The sequence below is a fragment of the Niallia circulans genome, assembly GCF_007273535.1.
Classification (GTDB): domain Bacteria; phylum Bacillota; class Bacilli; order Bacillales; family Cytobacillaceae; genus Niallia; species Niallia circulans_B.
This window is the reverse complement of sequence record NZ_RIBP01000001.1, coordinates 450936-470829: the sequence shown is the minus strand read 5'-3', so window position 1 is coordinate 470829 and position 19894 is coordinate 450936. Positions and strand designations below refer to the sequence as shown.

Sequence of the window (19894 nt, the reverse complement as noted above, 5' to 3'; positions counted from 1 at the left end):
GTAAATTTAGAGAATATGAGATTTAATCTTTACCTTGCGTTATTACACCTGTATCAAAAGACCAGTCTTCCTGCTTTAAGGCTTGATCTAAATTTTCAATATCTGTAGCAAAAACACGATCACTTATGATGACAGGAACGATTGCACGAATTTTTTCATGAAGCAATTTTGACTGTGGCGCAAGTTTCTCACACCCTCTTATATCTGCCGCCTGTGCTGCGCATATTGCTTCAATCGCAACTACTTTTCTGGCATTTTGCACAATTTCATAGGCATGGCGTGCTGCTGTTGTCCCCATGCTTACATGATCCTCTTGATTTGCTGAAGACGGAATGGAATCAACACTTGATGGATGTGCCAATGTTTTGTTTTCTGAAACTAAGGAAGCAGCTACATATTGGGTAATCATAAGTCCTGATTCAAGGCCAGGATTTGTGCTTAGAAATGCTGGTAAATCATTTAACTGTGGATTAACAAGGCGCTCAATTCGTCTTTCAGATATACTGGCAATTTCTGCAACACCAATACTTAAGAAATCCATTGCAAAGGCGATTGGCTGTCCGTGGAAATTTCCGCCCGATATAACTTTACCGCTATCAGCAAAAATCAATGGATTATCTGTCGCCGAATTTATTTCTATGATTAGCTTTTCTTTCACATAATTTAATGTTTGAGAAATCGCCCCATGCACTTGTGGAATACAGCGAAGCGAATAAGCATCCTGCACCCGCAGCTCTCCCTGTTTTGTTGTCAGCCTGCTGCCTGCAACATAAGAAAGGATGCGTTCTGCCACTTCCTGCTGTTCTGGATATGGTCTAACTAAATGGGATTCAGGCGAGAAGGCATCGACAATTCCTCTTAATCCTTCTAACGTTAACGCAGCTACTCTATTTGCCATGTTGAACAGTTTTTCTGCCTCTAAATAAGCTAAAACCCCGACTGAAGTTAACGCTTGTGTACCATTAATTAATGCAAGACCTTCCTTCGCCTTTAAGCTAATTGGTTTTAACCCTGCACGCCTTAACGCTTCTTTCGCTTCTAGCTTTTCCCCCTGATAAATTGCTTCTCCTTCGCCAACTAGCACAAGTGCCAAATGTGCTAACGGCGCCAAGTCACCGCTTGCACCAAGTGACCCTTGACTTGGAATAACAGGGTGAATTCCATGATTCAGGCAATCAACAAGCAATTGAAGCGTTTCTGGCTCAATTCCCGAAAAGCCCTTTGCCAGTGCATTTGCCCTTAGCAGCAGCATCACTCTGCTAACTTCCTCAGAAAAAGGCTTGCCGACAGCACAGGCATGGCTTCTGATTAAATTAATTTGTAGATGCTCTAAATCATCAGTGGAAATTATCGTGTCACTAAACTTGCCAAAGCCTGTATTAACTCCATAAATTACATTCTTATCCTCAATAAGTTTTTCCACAACAGCCCTGCTTTTTTTTACGTTCACCCATGCATCCTCATGAATTTTAACTGTCGCTTTTTTGTTTAATACAAGCTTGATTTCTGTAAATGTCAATGTGTTCCCATCAAGAAATACATTCATGTTGTCCGCCTCCCTTTTTTTTTCAAATAAAAAAGGGGGCTGCATAAAGAAATAAACTTCTTCATGCAGCCCCCTATATACTAAGAACTATGGGCTCTAAATATTAATATTAAATCAATTATTTCAAATGGTCATTCGCTAAAATTCCTAAATGTCTAATTGCTAACTACAGTCATTATACATTTAGTCTGAATATTTCGCAAACATTATTTAACCAATTTCCCTCGCTTTTTTTGTAACATTTCAGTCACCATGCAGTAAAGACTATATATGATTAAATCCAAGTCCTAATGCATCATGCTCGAATCCTTTTTTCGGTGCTCCGATTGTCCCGAAAATACATACACAAATCCATTCCCCATTATAGCCGTACTTTTCAATTTCTCCTCTAACAATTCCGAACGTCAAGCCAACTGTTCGTAATATTTCCCCGAATTGTACATTGCCTCTTCCAACACCTTGCAGTGCTTCTAATATGGTGTGATAAAGGGCATGTACCTCTCTATATGCGTCTCCATCAATAATATTATTCGATTTAGCTGTTGTTTCAATGGCAGCAATTACTTTAAATAAATCCATTGCGCCAACTTTTCCAACAGTATAACAATACCCTCTTTTTGTTAATTCATCTTTAATTTCCTGTTCGCCGCTATTGTTATGTAAAAGTGTTAACAATGACGTTAATTTGCCCATCGAATAGTTTTTCACAGAGCCATCCCCTTCCTGCAGGTAAAAAATTTCTAATACAGCAAAAAAACTTCGCAAAAGAAGAATAAAAATAATCTTCTTGCCAAGCCTACCCTTAAAAAACTAAACACTAATTGGATATTCCTATATGTAACTAACTTTACTTAATCCTCCGTACCTAAAGTTCTAGAAAACTGATTTTCTTTGGAAGCACTTTAATATCTATCTCTATATTTTCTATTATATTGATATCAGTGTCAATATAAAATGTCTAAATTTTCCGAAATCTAAACATACCTCAAGTTACAATTTAGTGATTGACCTTAGAATGACTAGAGGGTTTATACTTATACCAATTAATTAACAGAAAGTTGGATACTAATGATTAGAAGTATTTCACAAAAAGACACAGCAGAAATAGCAGCATTATTATGGGTCATATTCGAGGATATGGAGCTGTCACTGCTTAACAAAATCTCGAAAAACAAGGTTTTAGAAATGGTGGAAGAAGCGATGGCAGACCCAACTTATCGATACGGTATGAACAGAGGAATAGTATATGAACAGAATGGTGAAATAGCGGGAGTCAGCTTTGGGTACCCGGCAATTGATGAGGCTGTTATTGATGAACCGTTTCAAAAGGTATTAATAAAATACGGCTTTGCAGAAACCGAGACCTTGTTTGTTGATAAGGAAGCATTTCCAAAAGAGTGGTATTTAGATTCTATCGTCGTTCATAAAAAGTACAGAGGATTAGGGATTGGTTCGATTTTGCTGAAAGAAATGGACCAAATAGCAGTTAATGCGGGTTACAGTACGATCGGTCTTAACGTAGATATTGGTAATCCTAAAGCAAAAAAGCTATATTCAAGTATAGGTTATAAAAAAGTAGGCGAAATAATTTTAAGCGGACACCGTTATGAACATCTTAATAAAACTTTAATGGATACCCGTCTGGCAAATTAATTTCGCACGAGTTATTTAAGATTAATACAAATAAATGGAGCAGAAATATGAACTGGAAAATTAACGAAATTGCTAATCTTTATGATATAAGCGCACATACTTTACGCTATTACGAGGAGATTAAGTTAGTCGTCCCTCGCAGAGGCGAAAATAATTATCGAATTTATACAGATGAAAATTTACAGCAATTAAATATCATCCGTGATTTAAGAAAGTTTAATATTCCTTTAGAGGAGATAAAAGATTATTTGGAAAAACGCACTGTTGAGAAGACGTTAAACCTGTTGAAAAAGCAGCAACTCTTTATTGAGCAAGAGTTAGCTGCTTTGCAGGAAATGCAGCATATTGTCGAGGAAAGAATTGATGTATTTACACAAACTGTGACATGTGCAGAGGGTAAGTGTGAGCTAATTGATTGCCCAGACAGGTATGTAATTGCAAGTATTGACAATGATATTGACAGTGAGCATGTTGACCTTTCGTTAAAAGAGCTCTACAAAAAATATGAAAACAACCTGCCTCATTTAGAACAGCATATGATAGGAAGTTTTTTGTACAATACTGAGGGCAATTCTATCAGTCACCGCGTTTTTTATTTTATTGAAAATGCTTCTGATTCCCATACAACGATTTTGCCTAAAGGAAAATATGCTGCGATTTGTTATAAAGGCAGCTACAAAAAAACCGAGCAATATATTGTAAAGCTGAAGGAGTACATAAACGATAATAAATTAGAGATGGACGGCGAGCTTTTCGAAACGTATATCGTTGATTTTCATGAAACCCATATAGTGGATGAATATGTGACAAGGATTGAAGTGAAGATTAAGGAAACAACTTAAAAAAACCACTAATGCTCGAACGTGGTTTTAGGCTAGCTTCCAAAGTAATTTTTAAAGCACGGTTGTTAATCGTTCTTTTAAAATTCTTTAAAAGCATAGGGATACCAGAATTTCCTTTCCATAGGGCAAGCAATAAACCGCTTTGGCACTCTCCTCCTCTAATGTTCTTGCCTGTCTCGTAATCCCCGAGTAGTCTCTTCCTGCAGCGAGGACGTATGCTTTTTTTGAGTACAGATAGTTTAAACTTCTAAGCAAAGACCTGACCATAACTATTTCTTTCTATATAAGCCCAAATGATAAGCAAACTTATAAATTTTGCTTATCATTTGGGCTCTTTATTGTTGTTTAGTTGAAATTTAAAAAATAAAGAAGCCAATGTTTATTTGACTATCCCCGTTTATTTTCTAACAACCCTAGCCTCCCCTTTATCAAAAAGTAAAAAAATTCTTGAAATTAAAATTAGGAAGTATTAAACTAACTACTATAAAAGCATGGAGTAAGTATTATACTAACTACTAATCAATTTAAATCAGAAGGAGTGCTAAGATGGACGATATTTTCAAGGAATTGCAAAAGCTCGGATTTTCACAATATGAATGTAAAGCATATGTCAGTTTACTAAAGCATTCCCCCATGACAGGTTATGAGATAAGTAAGCGTTCCAGTGTACCTCGTTCCATGATTTACGAAGTACTTGGAAAGCTTCTTGATAAAGGTGCGGTCTATATAGTTCCATCTGACCCTGTAAATTATGCTCCACTGCCAGCAAAAGATTTAATATCTCGCTTGCGATTAAATTTTGAACATTCATTTGACTTTTTAGAAAAAAACTTATCCATACTCGAAAGCGAACAAGAGGTAGACACCATTCATCGTATTAGCGGTGATGAAAATGTCCTTGCGGAAATGAATAGCTTAATCATACATGCTCAGGATGAAATTTGGTTATCCGTTTGGGCTCCACAAATTCCTTCTATAGAGGATACAGTGTTACGTAAAGAAAAGGACGGACTCTCTGTTACCTCCATTTTATTTGGAGCTCCCGATACTACGCTTGGATATACTACACATCATGATTACATGTCTCCTAAAGTAGCAGAAGAGCGAACAAATGGCAGACTGACAATTGTAGCCCGTGATAATGAAGAGGTTATTATTGCGAATTTTTCCCCAGCTACTCAAGGTTGGGCCATTAAAACACAAGATCCAGCCCTTGTTTTAGTTGCACTAGAATATATTGGCCATGATATTATATTTGCGGCATTAACAAATGAAATTGGGGAGCAAAGAGTAGAAGCTCTTTGGCGTGAAAATAAAGAATTATTAAGGGTAGTTACAGGAAAGCGGTTCAAATAATTATTTTGAACCGTTTTATTCTCCATGCTTTATAGTAGTTAGTATAACAACACCTATTTAGAAAGGAGCTTATTATGTCACTTAATACTAGTTATTCTCATGTCTCACCGAGAAGTGAACCAGATGATTCTTTTTTTCAAGGAGTACGAGCTTGTATACCAACACTTATCGCATACTTAAGCATTGGGTTTGCATGTGGTCTTGTTCAAAAAACGGCAGGGCTTAGTCTAGCAGAAATTTCATTATTAACATTATTTGTATATTCTGGCTCCGCCCAGTTTATCGTTGCTAGTATGTATCTAATCAATCCGCCAATTGCTGTCATAACCACCATTTTCTTTGTTAATTTGCGACATTTGCTGTTAAGTGCTGCCTTATCACCTTTTTTTCAGCATGTCTCCCCCTTTCGTAACATGTTAATCGGTGCAATATTAACGGATGAAACGTTTGGTGTTGCCCTTCAAAAGAGTGTTCAGAAGAATAATTTAAGTGAAAAATGGATGCATGGCCTGAATATAACTGCCTATATCAATTGGTTTATTGCCAACTTATCTGGGGCTTACTTTGCACAGTGGATAACAAACACAGATGCACTTGGTTTAGAGTTTGCATTACCTGCAATATTTATCGGCTTATTAGTTATAACCATTGCGGAACGAAAAACATTGTTAAGTGACTTGGTTGTCAGCATACTTGCAGTGCTGCTTTTATTAATTAGTTCGTTATGGTTCTATAGTAGCTTTAGTATTCTGATTGCAACTATTTTAGCAGCTTCAATAGGGTTGGTGATGGCTAAATGGAAGTAAGTTGGAATGTTCTTCTTATTATAATTGGCGGAGCTGTAGTTACGTTTATACCAAGAGTGATGCCAATTATGGTACTCAGTAGAATGAAACTGTCTGAAGGTGTACAAAAATGGCTGCATTTTGTGCCGATTGCAATATTAGCTGCCATTGTTGGTCAAGAGTTATTTATTAAGAATAACGAAGTAAATTTATTGCTTAACAAAGAACTGTTGGCAGCAATTGTCACCATCATTTTTGCGATAAGTACTCGAAGCTTATTATGGACAGTTATTTCAGGAGTTACAGCATTTGTACTAGTACGATGGTTATTTTCCTAATAAGATTTTCCCTAGAAATATAGTAGGAATACACAAATATTGAACATTAGAAAATAATCTTTCGTAAAGAAAAGGATGCCTTTATTCTAAGGCATCCTTAATAGCTTCATAGTTAATTAACAAGGCTTACATTGTACTCGTATCAATAACAAAACGATATTTAACATCCGAAGCAAGTACTCGCTTATATGCTTCGTCAATTTCATCTGCTGAGATGATTTCGATATTTGGAGCTATATTATGCTCTGCACAGAAGTCTAGCATTTCTTGTGTTTCACGAATGCCGCCGATCATTGAACCTGCGAAGGAACGACGATGTCCGATTAATGACATTACGTTAAGCGATAACGGCTCACCAGGTGCACCGACATTTACCAATGTTCCGTCAAGTGACAGCAGGGAAATATATGCATCAAGGTTTATAGTCGCACTTACTGTGTTAATAATAAGATCGAAGGAGCCTGCCAGCTTTTCAAATGTTGCTGGGTCACTTGTAGCATAATAATTGTTAGCACCGAATTGTAGACCATCTTCTTTTTTGCTTAATGTTTGGGATAGAACTGTTACGTCCGCTCCCATAGCATGTGCAATTTTAACAGCCATATGACCTAATCCGCCCAGACCAACAACTGCAACCTTTTTACCTGGACCTGCTCCCCAACGATTTAATGGTGAGTATGTTGTAATACCTGCACATAGTAATGGTGCTGCAGCGTCAAGCTCAATGTTATCAGGAATTTTCACAACGAAATCTTCTGTCACGACGATATGTGTAGAATAGCCACCTTGTGTTGGCTCACCATACTTGTCCACGCCAGCGTATGTAGGAATGTTTCCTTTAAGGCAGTATTGCTCTTCGCCTCTAACGCAGTTCTCACATTCTCCGCATGAATCAACCATACAGCCGACTCCAACTCTGTCACCAACTTTATACTTTGTTACCTCAGGTCCAACCTCTGTAACAATTCCGGCAATCTCATGTCCTGGTACTAGTGGATAGTTCACTGGACCCCACTCACCGTGAGCAGTATGGATGTCAGAGTGACATATTCCCGCAAACTTGATTTCAATTAGAATATCTGTTAAATCTAGGTCACGTCTTTTAATTTCTGCAGCGCGGAACGACTTATCTGGACCATCTACTGCTCTCGCTTTAGCTGTTGTCATTTGTTTGAACCTCCAATAGAAAATAATTTTTTAAGAGATAGATTCCTACTCTCTTACAAATCTAGCATACGCCTTATAGTTAACTCTAAGTCAAGCAATAAGGTATACTGCAACAATAAATAGGAAATATTTATTGTTTTTTCTCTCTGCTTACTTCATTATAAATAAATATTTATACGTTAGATTGCCTTACAAAAGTGAAAAAGCCACCCAACGGCAGCTGAATCTCCATTATTTACTTAACGTGCTTCTTTGCATTAAATTTTGCATGACTGGATACATTCTTGTCATCGCTGCTTCAATCTCTTCCAAGCTTGTTGAATATGCCATCCTTATATACCCTTCCCCATATTCACCGAAAGCAGAACCGGGAACACAAGCTATTAATGCTTCTCTTAACAGAATACCTGCGAGCTCATTGGAAAATATACCCGTTTCTTTAAAGGAAGGAAATACATAAAATGCACCTTTTGGCTCAACACATGTTACACCAGGCATTTGATTTAAGCTGTGCACAAGAAATCTTCTTCTCTTATCAAAGGATTCTACCATCTCCTCAACGAAGGATTGAGAGCCTCGATATGCTTCTGCACCGCCAAATTGTGCAAATGAAGTTGCACTTGACGTATTATATTGGTGAACTTTCAAGATGGGCTTCACTAATTCAGCAGGTCCTGCCGCATATCCAAGGCGCCACCCGTCCATTGCATAGGCTTTTGCAAAACCATTGACAGTTACTGTTCTTTCAAACATACCGGGCAAAGTGGCAATACTGATATGTTTTTCTTGATCGTAAATAATTTTCTCATAGATTTCATCTGATACAACTAATAAATCATGCTTAACAGCAAGCTTTGCTAGCTCTGATACTGTTTCCTTCGGAAGAACTGCTCCTGTTGGATTATGAGGAGAGTTAATAAGCAGCAGCCTCGTCTTGTTTGTGATTTTCTTTTCAACGTCATTAGGATCTAGAATAAAATTATTTTCTTCCAATAAAGGAACTGCCACAGGTATTCCCCCTGCTAACTTCACGATATATTGATACTCAAGCCAAGAAGGGTCTGGTATAATCACTTCGTCTCCAGGATTCACAAATGCAAATATCAGGTTGAAGATAGCCTCCTTACAGCCAACAGTCACAACGATTTCATCTGCTGGATTAACAATTATGCCGTTATCACGCTTCAGCTTTTCGGCGATTGCCTCCCTGAATTCAATTGTACCGCTGTTAGACGTATAGTGAACATGACCTTGCTGGAGAGCTGCAATAGCTGCGTCTTTAATATGCTGCGGCGTATCAAAATCAGGCCGGCCAATTTCCATATGAGTTATTTCAATCCCGCTTTTCTCCATTTTATTTGCTTCCTCAAAAATTTCCCTAATGCTTGAAAATGGAATAGATGAGATGCGTTCAGAGCTTCTTACCAATACGTTCACTCCCTTTTGTCTATTTTTATTTTTAAATCGTAAAACCCCAGACTATTAATCTGGACTATACTGCATAAATATTTTCTAAAAACGATACTAATCTTGGCTGATCCTTGCTGTAAAATACCTCTTCCGGTTTCCCGTCTTTAACAATTCTGCCTTTATCCATGAAGATGACCCGATCGGATACTCTTTCAGCGAATTTCATTTCATGTGTTACGACAATCATCGTCATACCGCCTTCGGCAAGCTCTTGCATGATTTTAAGAACTTCGCCAACTAGCTCAGGATCAAGGGCTGATGTTGCTTCATCAAATAACATGACACTTGGCTTCATGGCAAGTGCTCGTGCTATTGCGATACGCTGCTGCTGTCCTCCAGATAATTCACTTGGATGGTGATTGATTTTATCAAGCAACCCTACCTTTTGTAATAGCAGCTTCGCTTCCTCTATGGCTGTACTCCTTTTTACCTTTTGTACTTTAATAGGACCTTCAATAATATTTTCAAGGACTGATTTATGTGTCCACAAATTAAAATGCTGAAAAACCATCCCGACATTTGAACGGTAATTACTTAGCTTTTTCCTTGATGATAAAGACAGCTTCCCCACTTTATTAGATTGATAGGAGACTTTCTGATTATGCAGAAATAACTCGCCGCTGTCTGGCACCTCTAAAAAGTTAATACAGCGCAACAGCGTGCTTTTACCAGATCCACTTGGTCCAATGATGGAGACAACCTCTCCTTTATGGATCGTCAAATCAATATTGTTCAGTACGGTATTGTCTTGGAAAGATTTCTTTAAGTCCTTAATTTCTAAAATCTTCATTGTAGTCTCACCCTCTATCAACTATTATTTTGTGATATTTTTAGCTTCTTCTCTGACCAAGATTGTAGAATCATTAATAAGGACGTCATGATTAAGTATAGAACCGCTGCTGCACCAAGTGTTTCCATTGGTGAATAAGTGCTTGCATAAAGGTTTTTCGCATTCATCATAAGGTCTGGTACAGTAATAACCGACACTTGAGCAGTTTGCTTCAAAAAGCTTGTCGCATTACTTATATATGGAGGGATAATAATTCGAATCACCTGTGGAATTCTTATCCGCATCATTACTTGAAATGGTGTAAGACCGATAGCCTCTGCTGCTTCTATTTGACCTTTCTTCACTGCCAGCATCCCTGACCGGATGTATTCTGCATTGTAGGCAGCTGAATTTAAAGTAAGTGCAATAAGCGCTGCTTGAATAGCTGTTAGCCTTATACCAAATGGTGTAGCATAATATAGGAGGAACAACAGAATTAATAAAGGAATTCCCCTGAAAATCCAAATATAAATAAACGCAATCCCTGAAATAATCTTATTATGTGACATTCTCATCAAGCAAAAAAAGTAGCCGACAATTGTGCCAAGTATAAGTGAAACAACTGTAATTAGTAACGTAATGCCAGCCCCCTGCAGGAGCAGGGGAAGACCATTTGTGATAATGCTAGTATCCATTAGGAATCTTCCCTTCTATACTTTTAGTTGTCTGAATCACTGAATGTCATGCCAAAGTATTTTTGTGCAAGTTCGTCGTATGTGCCGTCCTCCTTCACTTCTTGAATTGCTTCATTCAAGGCCTCTGTTAATTCTGGGCTATCCTTTTTGATAGCAATAGAAATAATACTTGATTCACCTTGGTTAAGAGGCTCTCCTGATATTTCGATTTTATCGCCGTCTGGAGAGTTTAAAATATAAGATCCTGCTGCTGCCTCTCCCATAACGACTACATCAATACGGTCATTTAAAAGGTCAGAAATACTTTCCGTTGGCCCAGGATATGTTTTCATCTCTTTATATCCCCCAATGCTTTGGACAAGCTCTTCCCAGTTCGATCCAGAGTTAACGCCTACTGTTAATCCACTGATATCTTCAGGACCATCAAGAGCCTTCTCGCCCTTTTTAATAATTGCGACTGCTCCATCCATTGCATAGGCATCAGAGAAATCAACCGATTTTTTTCGTTCATCGTTAATATGGACACTGGACATAACAACATCAAATCTTCCTTGCGATAATCCTGGAATTAAACCAGAAAATTCACCTGTCTCGAATTTTGCTTCTACGCCCATTTTGTCAGCGATTGCCTTAGCCCAGTCAACGTCATAGCCTGTTAATTCATTGCCTTCATCCAAATAGCTGAATGGACGATAATCTCCTGTTGTTCCGATGATAAGCTCGCCGCGGTTTTTCACTTCATCTAATGCATTTTCAGCACTTCCTGAAGTTTCATTTCCACAGGCAGCTAATATTGCTGACGCACTTATGACTGTTGCCAGTGTTATTATTTTGATATTTCTGAATTTAAACATTATGAACCCCCTGTTTTTTTTCTGCCAATTGACAAGTAGTCACGAGTAATGTGTTTATCCCTTTTTCTATGTCATCCCAACTCGTACATTCGTCTGGATGATGACTGATTCCGTAACGGCTCGGTACAAAAATCATACCAGCATCTGTTAATGTACTCATTGCATTAGCATCGTGATTTGCGCCACTTAACATATAACGATAAGAGTATCCTAGTTTTTTAGATGCCTCTTCTATTTCCATTTGTATACCTTCATCCATTTCTCTTGGATATTTCTCTACAAGGAGACGAATGTCTTTATTTGGGATATTATTGCTAATCCACTCTACTATTTCTGCTTTAACTTCACGCATCTTTTCGAGCATACTGCCGCGAACCTCAAGTAACAGCCTTGCTTCTCCTGGAACTACATTGGCCATATTAGGAAATATACTAATTTCGCCCACTGTTGCAACAATATTGTCTCCTTTTCTTTTAGCAATGCTGTTTACTTCTGTTATAAGGCTGGCAGCATGCACGAGAGCATCACTTCTCATATGCATTGGTGTTGTGCCTGAATGGCTTGCCCTTCCTGCTATTTTCACTTCAAACCGAATCATTCCCGCAATAGAGGTAACAATTCCAATCGATTTTTGATTGGACTCCAGTACTTCTCCCTGCTCAATATGCAGCTCTATATAGTTTAAAAACGCCTCTTTTGGGCGAGCTGCATCTAACAAAAGCTCGCAGTCAATATCTGCTTTACGAAGCAGTAAGTCATAGCTATCATCTCTTTGCACCTGGCCTGCCATTACCCTGCTTCCAAACGTTCCGCCGAGTGGGTTTGCTTCTTCACCGGTGAAACAGATAAGCTCAATTGGTACAGAAGGCTCGACTTTATTTTCAGCGAGTACTTCAAGAACCTCCAAGCCGCCAATTACCCCAAGCGCCCCGTCAAACAAACCTCCTTCAACGACAGTATCAAGATGGGATCCAATTGCAATACTAGGTTTGTCCTGAGGTCCGTACCTTGCAATCACATTTTTGGCACCATCCATATAGAAGGAAATACCGAGCTTTTTAAGCTTTTCCATTAACCAGATTTTCGCCTGCATTTCCTCATCTGAGAAAGCAGTACGTGTATATCCTTTTGTCCCACTATTTACTAAGGCAAGCTCACTAAAATGCTGCTTAACTCTTTCAATATTAATAGCTAACTGTTTCATAAACAAAGTCTCCCTTGCCATGGAAATGAGTCACCCATTTTGTTATATCCTCTACTTCCTCTAATCGGTTTGTCTCTGCAATCAGCTTGGCAACAAGCTCTTTATTCCCAAGCATATTTTCATATTTATCAGTCAGTATTGGGATTGATAATGGCTCCTTATAGCTTCCAGAAGCATCCTTAACTTCAGCCTGTAATATCGTACCGTCCTTTAAAGTAATCGTTATTCTAGCAGCCCTTTCCTCTGGCAGTGCCTTTGTCATTTCTTCATTTTCTTCCACTGTAATCTTGCTGGCTAAAGCCAATACATGCTTATCCTTCAAAGCATCGTTTCCAAAACAGCTATATAAGTTTTTTTCAAGGAGAATATTCGCCAATAAAAAGGGAATTGCAAATTTCGCCGATAATTTATTCTCTGGTTTATCAGTAACAAGCCGGGCAGCAAGCTGATAGGTTTCTACTTTTATACTTTTAATTGTTGTGACATCGATCTCATTTCCTTTTGTTAGTTTAAATAAAGCATCTATAGAAGAATGAGTGAATCGGCACGTCGGATAGTATTTGAAGAAACTCTTCTCAACTAACGGAGGCGCCCATAATTCTTTTGTAAATACATCAGCATTAACTTTAGCTGATATTAAAGTCCCCCAGATATGCTCCACAACATGAAGACTGCTTTCAAACCCGTATTGCTGGAGACTTGGCACATGGTAAGCAATTTGTGAAGATATGCCAGTATAAAGATTTCTTGCTGTTTGGCCAGTAACGGCCGCTTCCCAGCTTGTTGCTAAAGGAAGCGAAGCGGCAAGAAGGACAATATTTATCAGCTCTTCTGTGCTTTTTCTTTTTAAAATGCCAGCAGCTAGCGCTCCGCCAATCGTCCCCCAAGTTCCATGTGGGTGCATATCATCATTCATGTTACAGGCATAAGCAAAGCGGGCAGAAATCTCATAGGCTAATACAAACGCTCTTATAAGCTCTTGACCAGAAGAATTATTCTCAATCGCTGCTAGATAAGCGGATGGAAAAATATGTGCTGCTGGATGCCCTTTTGCAAATTGATTACCTTCATCTAATTCATTGGATACAACTGCAGTACCGTGAAGCATTAAGCTGTCTGCTCCTGAGGCATAAAAACCTGTTCCGATTATAGGTATCGGATGAAACATATTCTTCTCTTCACTTGCCGCATCTGCCAGGTAAGCTGCCAGCTCTTCGTTTCTCATCCCATCCCAAGCTGCCAATGCTGTATCAAGTATGATCCATTTAGTTCGTTCTATCGTACTTTCCGTTAGATCCTCCCATTGTTTACTTAAAATAATCTCCAAGGAATCTATTAAGCTCTTAAAGGACAACTTCACTGACCTCCTTACGTGCGGATCCTGGAATGAATGTGCCATACCCTGGTTCAGCTACTACTTGCTGACCATCGTAAACCGTATTTCCTCTTACGATTGTCTGCACAATTTTCCCTTTACCATGTTGGCCGTGGAACGGGCTTAATTTAGCTGTTGATTGAAATTGTTCTTGATTAATAGTGAAGGTTTGTTTTGAATCTATAATGGTAAAGTCAGCATCAAACCCATGCTTTATTCTTCCTTTATTAGGAATTTGGAATACGTCAGCTGGCTGTGTGGACATCATTTGCGCAAATTCAACAGGTGTCAGCTTGCCCTTCGCAACAGTGCTATTAAACATTAACGGAACCATTACTTCCACGCCCGGCATTCCAGAAGTGGCTAAAAAGATATTTTCATTTCCTTTATCTTTTGTTTCTTTCGGCCATGGTGCATGATCGGAAGAAATCATCTCAATATTTCCCGCATGCAGATGTTGCCATAATCCTTGCTGTTCCTCTGGTTTACGCAATGGCGGATTGTTTTTCGCCTTAGGACCGTGTTTTTCAAGGTCCTCGACATTAAGAAGCAAATAAGGGTAGCAAGTTTCAGAGGTAACTTCTACTCCGAAGCCTTTATAAATATTGATTAGCTCAAACGTTCTAGGATGTGATACGTGCACGATATGAAGCTTTGCACCAGTCCAATATGCAAACTCAAGCAATTTTAAAACAGCACTTGTTTCTGATACTGGCGGTCTTGTTTCCATATGAGCAGCTGGATAAACTTTATTTTCGCTCTTATATTCCTCTATCATGTCATAGATAATATCATCGTTCTCAGAGTGAAAAGCCGCTCTTAGTCCTGTTGCTTTTAAAGCTTCCATTGCTTTAATAATTTCTGGGTCTGGTATTCTTGGGAAGCGATGTTCATCTGTCTCAAATGTTGACATCTTAAACGCCATTGCCCCTGCTTCTGCTAAAGGCTGAATTTGACTAATTCCATTTCGTTTGGAAATCGTAGCCCATAAACCGATATCAACAACAGCCTCTCTTTCAAGCTTCGCCACTTTTTCTTCAAAAATAGCTAGATTACTAATTGGGTTTGGCACATCATAAGGCATATCCATAAATGTTGTGACACCGCCAACTGCAGCAGCTTTGCTTGTTGGAATAAAGCCCTCTTCCGTATTGCTGTAGCAATGTACATGTACATCAATCATGCCGGGAAATATATATTGATCGCCATAATCCTCTACCATTGTGCCTAATAATTGTGGACTTCCTGTATGTATTTCTGCTATTTTCCCATTTAGTATCCCAATTTCCCCTTGAACGACCTCTGTTTCAAGTACTAGTTGTCCTCTGATTACCTTATCGTATTGTTTGCTCATTTTAGCCAATCCCTTCTCTATAAATATAGTTCGATTTTTTTCCCAGTCTTCTTTAAATGGTCAATAAAAAATCCCTTGTCCTGTAACAGCATTCTTTCTCTCGGCCCTGCAACACTTAATGAGGCAACAACCTTTTCATTAAAATCACGAATCGGTATTCCATAAGCCACTACCCCTTTGTCAATTTCTTCATCTGAAAAGGCATACCCCTCTTCTCTAATTGATTGCAAATTGTTGATAAGATCGTCTTTTTTATAAAGGCTATTTGGGAGATATTTTTTGATATAACCCAATTCAAATAAAGAATCTACGAAAGTATAATCCATCCATGCAAGCAAAACCTTAGAAGAAGCTCCACAATGGAGCGGCATGATTCCTCCCTGTTCTGACGTAACGTTAATCGAACGATTTGACTGGATTGCATCAAGGCAAACAGCATGATAATTCGATCTAACTGATAAAATAATCGTTTCTTTCGTTGCCTCCATCAAGCTTTCCATTTCCGGCCTTGCTACTTGCATTAACCGATTGTCACTTCGGACAATACGAGCCATCTTCAAGAATCTGTAGCCCAGCCTGTATTGGCCGTCTGTGGTTTCCATGATATATTCCTTCTCCTTTAAGACACGTAAATGTCTGTACACAGAGCTTTGCGGCTGTTTGAGCATTTCTGCTATTTCCGAAACCGTCAATGTCCGTCTTTCGAAATGGAATAAATCTAAGATTGCTAATGTCTTTTCTGCACTCACGGACATCCCTCTTCTTTGATTATCAATAGTTGATAATTGATTATCATTTATCATCTTTGTTACTAACACTATAATGGAGTGATTTTTATTTGTCTGTGAACTTGTCAGATTATATTACAGTATTTTTAATTTTCTTAATTTTCTATACAAAAAAACCACCCTTCCTTTGTAGGAAAGAATGGCTTTTTTTGTTAAAGTGATATGCTTTCTTTTTTTATGTAGTAATTAGATAATGCATGACCAACAGTTGCTGCCAACAGCTGCTGAAACAGCATACAAACGATAACAGGCATAGCAACCTTTGCTGGGAAAAAGCTGACAGCCAAAACGGCACCTGCACTTATATTTCTCATCCCGCCTGTAAATACGAGTGAAACAATCTCTGATTTTTCCCTCTTGTAAATAAAGCCAATAAGCCATGAAAATAAATAACCGCAAATGGCAATAAACAGCATCGCGATCGTAATCTTCAAAAATTCAACATCAATGCTTCTCACATAAGGGGCTATTGCTGAGCTGTTAATGGCAATAACAATTGGCAGGCTTAGCTTTGAAAGTGGAGTGATACGACTGCTCATTTTCTTCAGCGATGCAGGCTTCATAAAGCGATTGAATGTCATACCAAGTATAGACGGAACTACCACCATGATGAACAGGCCTTGCATTAAGTCATACCCATTCATAGCCACTGTTTCACCAACAAGCAGAGACATGGATGCAGGCACGATCAGTGGAGAAAGAATTGTATCAATAAGAATGATGGAAATAGCTAACGGATTGCTGCCATTGTACATCGTTACCCATATTATACTTGTGATTCCTGTTGGAATAGATACTGCCAGAATAAGTCCTGTTATAATCAGCGGATCATTATGGAAGAATAGGTTCCCAATACTCCAAGCCCATAATGGGATAACAATATGCAATACTAATAAAGCCAATAAAATCGGCAATGGGTGGGAAACAGTATGCTTAAATGATTGAAAGCTGGAATTTAGACTCCCAGCAAAAGTCATGAACCCAAATATCCAAGGGACTAAAAAGGCTAATGGCTGCAAGTAAACAGAGGCCAAAACTCCGCATAACACACTTATCGGTGTTAATATCGGCATCCATTTGCCAAGCAAAACATTTAATTTTTCGAGCATTTTAAAAACCAACCCCATCTCTCACAATAGATTTTTTATCACTTCACTATTTGTAAAACGATTAAGAATCGTCAATATTTCAAGATACAGGGTTACTTTTAAAATGCAATTGTTTTGTCAGAAAATATAACAGAGTATTTGTATAACCTTATTTTCGGATGACTTGAAGCATTTGCTAAAAAAGCATTACTTCGACTATTTATACTTTCTTAATATAGTAAAAAAGCAGTATAAAACTCACTTTTTATCCTCCTGAAATAAAAATACAGACATAAAAAATAAGCCACCTAAAGGCAGCTTAACAGACTATCTGAAAATGAAACTAATACCTCTTTCCATAAGAACATAAATTATGTTTTTCATAAAAAGCGCACTTTATCTCATTTTCATTCAGTAACCTTTTTGTCTGAAATGAATATACTTTATACTCTTTTATAATAGAAGCTACTTTAGGAGCTCCAAACAAATGTTACTTAATAAAGATTTCCTACTTTGTTTTTTATCTCAATGAGTAAATGCAAGAAATAAACCGAATTTCGTACTAATTCATAAAATACGGATTCGTCCTTAAGCCGCTTCTTTTAATTTCCGAATTAAAATCTACATGGATTTCTGATTTTTCAAACCCATCATCCCAATTTATCCCATATTTTTTATAGCTCTTATAATCCTGTTCGCGGAGAAGCTCTCCGAAGCCAAAAATATCTGCATCATACTCTTCTTTAGCTTTCTTTATAAACTTTTCTATTTGTTTTTCCATTAATTTATTAATCGATTTTTCCATTCCTTCGAATGCATTTGCATCCGTAATTGCTTTTCTGCAATTTAGACCTTCTAAATAGCCCTCTGTCCTGATGTTAACGTGGAATTTTGGAATGCCATTTGTTTCTTTGGCAGTTATTTTTGTTTTTGATTTTGTAACATGGTAGCCAAACTTATTGTCTTCCTTAACACATTGAACGCTTAATACCGTATTTTTTATTTTCCCTTGTACAAAAAGCAAATCCCGTACCTCAAACAAGGAGGCAAAACCGGCAAGTTTACCTTGCTTTATAACTGCCAATGAGTCAACAACCACTTCACTTTCAGGGTCCTCACTTTTCATATTTTCAATATTGCCCCCTTTTTTAGGGTCACCTGTTATATGTGCAGCTGCAAGCACAGGAGATTGTCCAAGCGCATTGTAGATACGAATATAATCATTTAATTTAATGTCAGGTGCTCCTCCCCACTCTTTTTGCATATGATTTAGTTGTGAAAATAACTTTAAGGATGGGCTTTTTTTGTACATATTCGTTACCTGCAGTAAATCACCAGCATCACGTCCTCTAACAACTACGATACTGAAATCATCTCGTATTTCTCTGTTGCGATCTAAAGCATCCATAAATTGAAGTAAATTATCCTCAGCGACTTCTTCACTTATCGCCAATAATCTCATATGTGAGTACACAAGACGAGTAGCATTGGCAATATTAAACTTGTTGGCCAGCTCTGCAACAGTATTTCCTTCTAATGAATAAACAAATGATGGCGCCATGCCAGTTGCTGTTTGAGTGGTCATTTCTCTAGCTTCCGTCGTTTCGATAGTCAGCTTATATTTAAATTTTTCGCCTTTATCAACTGCCATCCCTGTTACAATCGATACTTTTGACAATTCTTCTCGATCCCAGCAGCCGCTTAGAAGCAAGACAATACTTATGATGATTACAATTTTTATAACATACATAAAAAAACCTCGCTATATAAACCTTAACTAAATGAATACCTTATTAAAAAAAGGGCTCATTCCGAAGAATAAGACCTTAAAGGGAATTGCTGATATTTTTTGTTTCCAATTCCTATTTTATACATTTACTAATAATAGTTTAACCAACTTTCCTAACTTAGAAGGTTATCAATTTCCAGTTTATGTGCCAGCAGATAAAACTGCTTTGCAAGAAAATGTGGAGAATAAGGCATATCGTTACGTAACCATGCCACAATTGTACCAATTAGTGCTGAGGAACCGTACCACATTGCAATATCTGTTTGAATTTCTTCCTTTCCATTTCCAATTTTAGCAGCGCCTTTCTCCTTAATACGCTCTGTTATCATTTTCGTCAACTCATTTGACAATCTCTCCATAAAAATTGGTGTTTTTCTGGAGCCTAATGTCTCTTTATAAAAACTAGCATGCTCCGCAAAATGTTCAAGCAAGCTCGTTAACATCAGCCAATCAGCATTACTAGAATATTGCTTATCACCTTGAGAGTAAAGAATTTGCTGAATATCCTCTATCATGTCGTCAGCCATCTTTTCTAACATATCTGGTATGTCACGGTAATGCAGATAGAAGGTTACCCGACTTATAGTCGCTCGCGCTGCAATTTTACTGACAGACATTTTCTCTATATCCATTTCCTTTAATAGGTCGACAAAAGCCTCTTTTATTAAATGTCTTGTACGAATAATTCTCGGATCTGTTTGATTTTTGGAAGCATCCATCGGCTTATCCCTTCCTCCCTAATAAACAAATATGATTTTAATGTACTAAATCCTCTATCTTATTTACATTATCTTATAATATGTAAATTAGTTTACACAATA

19 protein-coding genes are annotated in these 19894 nt (G+C 37.9%); 5 read left to right on the top strand and 14 right to left on the bottom strand.

Features of this window, described 5'->3' with window-relative positions:
• Positions 1-22: 22 nt before the first annotated feature.
• On the bottom strand, positions 23-1546 hold the full coding sequence (gene hutH / locus CEQ21_RS03270; protein ID WP_185763222.1) for a histidine ammonia-lyase: 1524 nt from the start codon (positions 1544-1546) through the stop codon (positions 23-25).
• A gap of 264 nt (positions 1547-1810) precedes the next feature.
• Positions 1811-2239: a hut operon transcriptional regulator HutP gene (hutP, locus tag CEQ21_RS03265; protein WP_185764071.1), complete on the bottom strand. Its 429-nt coding sequence runs from the start codon at positions 2237-2239 to the stop codon at positions 1811-1813.
• Positions 2240-2614: 375 nt separating this feature from the next.
• Between hutP and CEQ21_RS03260 the strand changes: the two genes are divergently transcribed.
• From CEQ21_RS03260 to CEQ21_RS03240, 5 genes are all read left to right on the top strand, one after another.
• Positions 2615-3199 (top strand): GNAT family N-acetyltransferase, encoded by a 585-nt coding sequence (locus tag CEQ21_RS03260; protein WP_185763221.1) that lies wholly within the window; start codon positions 2615-2617, stop codon positions 3197-3199.
• A gap of 47 nt (positions 3200-3246) precedes the next feature.
• Positions 3247-4041 carry a MerR family transcriptional regulator gene (locus CEQ21_RS03255; protein ID WP_185763220.1) on the top strand — a complete coding sequence of 265 codons (795 nt, stop codon included), beginning with the start codon at positions 3247-3249 and terminating at the stop codon, positions 4039-4041.
• A gap of 546 nt (positions 4042-4587) precedes the next feature.
• A complete protein-coding gene (locus CEQ21_RS03250) occupies positions 4588-5397 on the top strand; it encodes a TrmB family transcriptional regulator (RefSeq protein ID WP_150909241.1) in 810 nt (269 codons plus the stop codon).
• Between the two features lie 74 nt (positions 5398-5471).
• Positions 5472-6203, top strand: coding sequence for an AzlC family ABC transporter permease (locus CEQ21_RS03245; RefSeq protein ID WP_185763219.1), 732 nt, complete (start codon positions 5472-5474; stop codon positions 6201-6203).
• Complete coding sequence (locus CEQ21_RS03240) at positions 6194-6520, top strand: AzlD domain-containing protein (RefSeq protein ID WP_127739230.1); 327 nt, start codon at positions 6194-6196, stop codon at positions 6518-6520. The genes CEQ21_RS03245 and CEQ21_RS03240 overlap by 10 nt, the downstream gene beginning before the upstream one ends.
• Positions 6521-6646: 126 nt before the next feature.
• On the opposite strand, the gene CEQ21_RS03235 is transcribed toward CEQ21_RS03240, so the two are convergent.
• The 12 genes from CEQ21_RS03235 to CEQ21_RS03180 form a co-directional block, all read right to left on the bottom strand.
• Entirely contained in the window at positions 6647-7687 is a 1041-nt protein-coding gene (locus tag CEQ21_RS03235; RefSeq protein WP_185763218.1) for an NAD(P)-dependent alcohol dehydrogenase, read from the bottom strand.
• A 231-nt stretch (positions 7688-7918) separates the two neighbouring features.
• Positions 7919-9115 (bottom strand): pyridoxal phosphate-dependent aminotransferase, encoded by a 1197-nt coding sequence (locus CEQ21_RS03230; protein WP_185763217.1) that lies wholly within the window; start codon positions 9113-9115, stop codon positions 7919-7921.
• 64 nt (positions 9116-9179) lie between these two features.
• Positions 9180-9941: an amino acid ABC transporter ATP-binding protein gene (locus CEQ21_RS03225; protein WP_185764070.1), complete on the bottom strand. Its 762-nt coding sequence runs from the start codon at positions 9939-9941 to the stop codon at positions 9180-9182.
• Positions 9942-9964: 23 nt separating this feature from the next.
• Entirely contained in the window at positions 9965-10621 is a 657-nt protein-coding gene (locus CEQ21_RS03220) for an amino acid ABC transporter permease (RefSeq protein ID WP_144456848.1), read from the bottom strand.
• Positions 10622-10644: 23 nt separating this feature from the next.
• Positions 10645-11475, bottom strand: a complete 831-nt coding sequence (locus CEQ21_RS03215; RefSeq protein ID WP_185763216.1) for a substrate-binding periplasmic protein — start codon at positions 11473-11475, stop codon at positions 10645-10647.
• Entirely contained in the window at positions 11468-12679 is a 1212-nt protein-coding gene (locus CEQ21_RS03210) for a Zn-dependent hydrolase (RefSeq protein ID WP_185763215.1), read from the bottom strand. Before CEQ21_RS03210 ends, CEQ21_RS03215 begins: the two co-directional genes overlap by 8 nt.
• Positions 12660-14033, bottom strand: a complete 1374-nt coding sequence (locus CEQ21_RS03205; RefSeq protein ID WP_185763214.1) for an MmgE/PrpD family protein — start codon at positions 14031-14033, stop codon at positions 12660-12662. The genes CEQ21_RS03210 and CEQ21_RS03205 overlap by 20 nt, the downstream gene beginning before the upstream one ends.
• Positions 14023-15408: a dihydroorotase gene (locus CEQ21_RS03200; RefSeq protein WP_185763213.1), complete on the bottom strand. Its 1386-nt coding sequence runs from the start codon at positions 15406-15408 to the stop codon at positions 14023-14025. The genes CEQ21_RS03205 and CEQ21_RS03200 overlap by 11 nt, the downstream gene beginning before the upstream one ends.
• Positions 15409-15425: 17 nt before the next feature.
• Positions 15426-16157 (bottom strand): IclR family transcriptional regulator, encoded by a 732-nt coding sequence (locus CEQ21_RS03195; protein ID WP_185763212.1) that lies wholly within the window; start codon positions 16155-16157, stop codon positions 15426-15428.
• A 191-nt stretch (positions 16158-16348) separates the two neighbouring features.
• A complete protein-coding gene (locus CEQ21_RS03190; protein ID WP_235907150.1) occupies positions 16349-17305 on the bottom strand; it encodes a bile acid:sodium symporter family protein in 957 nt (318 codons plus the stop codon).
• A 541-nt stretch (positions 17306-17846) separates the two neighbouring features.
• Positions 17847-19034 carry a Ger(x)C family spore germination protein gene (locus tag CEQ21_RS03185; protein ID WP_185763211.1) on the bottom strand — a complete coding sequence of 396 codons (1188 nt, stop codon included), beginning with the start codon at positions 19032-19034 and terminating at the stop codon, positions 17847-17849.
• A gap of 152 nt (positions 19035-19186) precedes the next feature.
• Positions 19187-19792, bottom strand: a complete 606-nt coding sequence (locus CEQ21_RS03180) for a TetR/AcrR family transcriptional regulator (RefSeq protein WP_185763210.1) — start codon at positions 19790-19792, stop codon at positions 19187-19189.
• Positions 19793-19894: the final 102 nt, after the last annotated feature.